This is a genomic window from Streptomyces sp. NPDC059989, from assembly GCF_042736975.1.
Classification (GTDB): domain Bacteria; phylum Actinomycetota; class Actinomycetes; order Streptomycetales; family Streptomycetaceae; genus Streptomyces.
Map to the genome: position 1 here is coordinate 1 of NZ_JBHWUO010000123.1, position 3,845 is coordinate 3,845.

4 protein-coding genes are annotated in these 3,845 nt (G+C 73.2%); all 4 read right to left on the bottom strand.

The features are described from left to right. Positions 1–139: 139 nt before the first annotated feature. From ACFWBN_RS39665 to ACFWBN_RS39680, 4 genes are read right to left on the bottom strand one after another with little or no spacing between them, the layout of a single operon-like run. A complete protein-coding gene (locus tag ACFWBN_RS39665) occupies positions 140–760 on the bottom strand; it encodes a DNA-binding response regulator (RefSeq protein ID WP_385186695.1) in 621 nt (206 codons plus the stop codon). Further along, complete coding sequence (locus ACFWBN_RS39670) at positions 757–1,938, bottom strand: sensor histidine kinase (RefSeq protein WP_385186698.1); 1,182 nt, start codon at positions 1,936–1,938, stop codon at positions 757–759. Before ACFWBN_RS39670 ends, ACFWBN_RS39665 begins: the two co-directional genes overlap by 4 nt. Positions 1,939–1,942: 4 nt before the next feature. After that, on the bottom strand, positions 1,943–2,683 hold the full coding sequence (locus tag ACFWBN_RS39675) for an ABC transporter permease (RefSeq protein ID WP_385186701.1): 741 nt from the start codon (positions 2,681–2,683) through the stop codon (positions 1,943–1,945). Further along, complete coding sequence (locus ACFWBN_RS39680) at positions 2,680–3,624, bottom strand: ABC transporter ATP-binding protein (RefSeq protein ID WP_385186704.1); 945 nt, start codon at positions 3,622–3,624, stop codon at positions 2,680–2,682. Before ACFWBN_RS39680 ends, ACFWBN_RS39675 begins: the two co-directional genes overlap by 4 nt. Between the last annotated feature and the right edge of the window lie 221 nt (positions 3,625–3,845).

Below are 3,845 nucleotides of genomic sequence, written 5' to 3' on the forward strand. Positions count from 1 at the left end.
CCCCGGACCCCCGCGCCACAAACGCCGGCGGGGCTACGGATAGCCTCGCCGGCGTTTGAGGCGCGGGGTCTGGGGCGGAGCCCCAGGGTCCGGCGGAGCCGGGCTTCGTGGCTCGGCCTCCCGCGTCGCGCGGGCTCGGCTAGAGCCAGCCCTTGTCGCGGGCGGCGCGAACGGCTTCGGCCCGGTTGCGCGCCGCCAGTTTCTGGATCGCCGTCGAGAGGTAGTTGCGGACCGTGCCCGGCGAGAGGTGCAGCCGCTCCGCCAGTTCGGCGTTGGTCGCCCCGGACTCCGCCGCCCGCAGGACCTCCCGTTCGCGCTCGGTCAGCGGGTTCGCGCCCTCCGCCAGGGCCGCCGCGGCCAGCGTGGGGTCGATGACGCGCTCCCCCGCCAGGACCTTGCGTACCGCGGCCGCCAGCTGCGCGGCCGGGGCGTCCTTGACCAGGAAGGCCGAGGCACCCGCCTCCATCGCGCCGCGCAGGTAGCCCGGCCTGCCGAAGGTGGTCAGGATGACGATCCGGATCGCCGGGAGCGCCGATCGCAGGGCCGCCGCCGCCTCGATGCCCGTCAGTCCCGGCATCTCGATGTCCAGCAGTGCGACGTTCACGTCGTGGGCGCGGGCCGCCTCCACCACCTGGTCGCCGCGGGCGACTTGCGCCAGGACCTCGATGTCCGGCTCCAGGCCGAGCAGTGCGGCGAGGGCCTCGCGGACCATCGACTGGTCCTCCGCCAGGAGGATGCGGATGGGGGCTGCTGCCGTCATGAGTCCGATCCTAGGGGGATGCGGGCGACCAGCCGGAAGCCCGTCTTGCCGGCCGGGCCCGCCGACAGGCTGCCGCCGACCGCCTCCAGGCGTTCCGTCAGGCCCGTCAGGCCGTTGCCGGCCGGGGCGCCCGGGCCGCCGGACCCGTCGTCCGCCACCGTCAGTTCCACGAAGCGGCCCGCCAGGGTCTGCCGGTCGGTCAGCGTGACCGTGCACCGCTGCGCCCCGCTGTGCCGGACCACGTTCGTGACCGCCTCGCGCAGGGACCAGGCCAGGGCCGACTCCGCCTCCTCCGAGAGTTCCTCCGCGAGCCCGTCCGCCGGCCCCCGCGGGAGGTCGGCGACCACGCCCGCCGCCGCCAGCGCCGTCCGGGCGCCCGCGAGTTCACCGGGCAGGGTGGGCCGCCGGTAGCCGCTCACCGCTTCGCGTACGTCGACCAGCGCCTGCCGGCTGACCCGCTCGATGTCCGCCACCTGCTGGGCGGCGGCCTCCGGCTGCCCGGGGAGCATCCGGCCCGCCAGCTCGCTCTTGAGCGTGATCAGCGACAGCGAGTGGCCCAGCAGGTCGTGCAGGTCCCGGGCCATCCGCAGCCGTTCCTCGTTGGCGGCGAGCTGCGCCACCGTGGCCCGGGCCTCGCGCAGCTCTATCGTCGTCCGGATCAGCGCGCGGACGCCGACCATCGCGAAGCCGCCCATCAGGGCCGGGATCAGCAGGCCCGCCAGGTAGGCGGTGCCGCCCGGGACCGCGTTCGCCGTGACCGCCAGCAGGGCGGTGGTGCCGAGGACGGTCCAGCGGGAGATCTCCCCGGGCAGCGCGGCGCCGGAGGAGATGGCCACGTAGACGAAGAGCACGAGCCATTCGCGGCCCAGGGTCAGCGACAGGACCGTGGCCTGGGCGGAGAGCACCGCCACGGAGACCAGGACCTTGCGCACGGCCATCTGCCGGGCCGTGCGGAAGACCAGCACCAGGTACCAGGCGACGAAGGCCGCGAGGCCCAGGCCGCCGAGCAGCCGCACGCCGGGGCTGTGTCCGCCGCTGATCAGGTCGGTGACGGGTGCGCTCAGGTAGAAGAGCCAGATGCTGATCCAGAGGCCCTTCACCAGCTTCTGGCGGCGGTTCTCCGGCTCCTTGGCGATCTCGGGGAAGCGCCGCTCCTCGTCTGCTTGCGTCAGCGCCACGGGTTCATGCCTTCAGTGAGTCCTTGCGGTACAGCCAGGCGGCGGCACCGGTGAACAGTACGAAGTACGCGACGAGGATCGCCACGTCCTTGGCGTGCGGCGCGCCGCCCAGCTCGATGGCCTGGCCGAGGCCGGCGTAGGCGTGGGTGGGGAGCCAGCTCGCGATGGTCTGGAGCCACTGGGGGAAGTTGGCGGTGGGCATCCACAGGCCGCCGAGGATCGACAGGCCGAAGTAGATCAGCATCGTGAGGGGGCGGACGCTGTCGCCGCCGGCCAGGTACCCGAGGGCCACGCCGAGCGCGGCGAAGACCAGGCTGCCGGCCCAGATCGCGCCGGTGAGGGCGAGCCACTGCCAGGTGTCGAACCGTACGTCCTTCACGCCGGCCGCCACCGCGAAGACGACCAGGATGGAGGGCAGCGAGAGGACGCCCGCGCTGGCGGTCTTGGCGAGGACGTAGCCGCGGCCGGGGAGGGCGGTCAGGCGCAGCTGGCGGACCCAGCCCTTCTCGCGCTCCTTGGCGATGCGCTCGCTGTTGCCCATGAGGACGGCGGTCAGGGCTCCGAAGGAGGCCATGGCGACCATGTAGAAGGCGGGCATGGTCAGTTCGGTGCCCATGACCTTGGTGGTGCCGTCGAGGGTGCCGCCGAGCATCAGGAAGAGGGCGGCCGGGTAGAGGATGGTGAAGAAGAGGTACTTCTTGTTGCGCAGGGCCCGGATGATTTCGAGCCTGATGAGGTTGTTCACTTCGAGGCCTCCTCGGTGAGGGCGATGAAGGCCTGTTCCAGGCCGAGGCCCGCGACCTCCAGGTTGCGGGGGTAGAGCCCGAGCGCGTACACGGCGTGGACGGTCGCGTCGGCGTCGGCGGACTGGAGGCGTACGGTCGCGCCGTGCCGCTCGTAGGCGGTGAGGGCGGGCAGGGCGCGGAGCATCTGCTCGTCCACGGCGTCGGCGTCGTGGCCGTCCAGGTCGAAGGAGACCTTCCGGGCGCCGGCCCTGGCCTTGATCTCGGCGGCGGTGCCGTCGGCGAGGAGCCGGCCCTTGTTGAGGACCAGCACCCGGTCGGCGATCGCGTCCGCTTCCTCCAGGTAGTGCGTGGCGAAGAGCACCGTGCGGCCCTGGGCGGCCTGTTCGCGCATCGTGGCCCAGAAGGCCTGGCGGGCGGTGACGTCCATGCCGGTGGTCGGCTCGTCGAGCACGATCAGGTCGTTGTGTCCCGCGGTGGCGAGGGCGAAGCGGACGCGCTGCTCCTGGCCGCCGGAGAGCTTGTTGACCGTGCGGCCGGCGATCTCGGAGACTCCGGCGCGCGCCAGTACCTCGTCCACCGGGTGCGGGCGGGGGTGCAGGGAGCAGCCGAGCGCCACGAGTTCGCGTACGGTCACGTCCTCCATCAGGCCGCCGCTCTGCAGCATCGCGCCGACCCGGCCGGCGGCGACGGCCTCGCGGGGGGTGGTGCCGAAGAGCCGTACGGAGCCGGAGTCGGCGGGGCGCAGGCCGAGGAGGAGGTCGAGGGTGGAGGACTTGCCGGCGCCGTTGGGGCCGAGGAGTGCGACGGTCTCGCCCGGGTGGAGCGTGAGGGAGAGGCCGTCTACCGCTCGGACCGGGCCGTAGTTCTTGGTCACGTTCTCGAAGCGGACCACCGTGTCGGTGGCGGGCCTCGTGCTGCGGGTCGCGGTGGGCGTCGTCATGGCCCAAGACTCGCCCGTACGGGGGGCCTGGCGGCAGTGTCGGCCGTCGTGGGTGCCGGATGACAGATGTCATGTGGCGGCCGCTGCGCGGGGCTGGTCCCCTACCCGCCCTTCCACCTCCCCCAGACTCCGTCCGGGAGGGGCCCCCACCCGGGGCTCCGCCCCGGACCCCGATACGTGCGCTCCGCGCCCGTGCCCTCAAACGCCGGGCGGGCTGAAAT

Coding starts and splice junctions, on each gene's coding strand:
- ACFWBN_RS39665 (WP_385186695.1), bottom strand. CDS start 760: ATGACGGCAGCAGCCCCCATCCGCATCCTCCTGGCGGAGGACCAGTCG.
- ACFWBN_RS39680 (WP_385186704.1), bottom strand. CDS start 3,624: ATGACGACGCCCACCGCGACCCGCAGCACGAGGCCCGCCACCGACACG.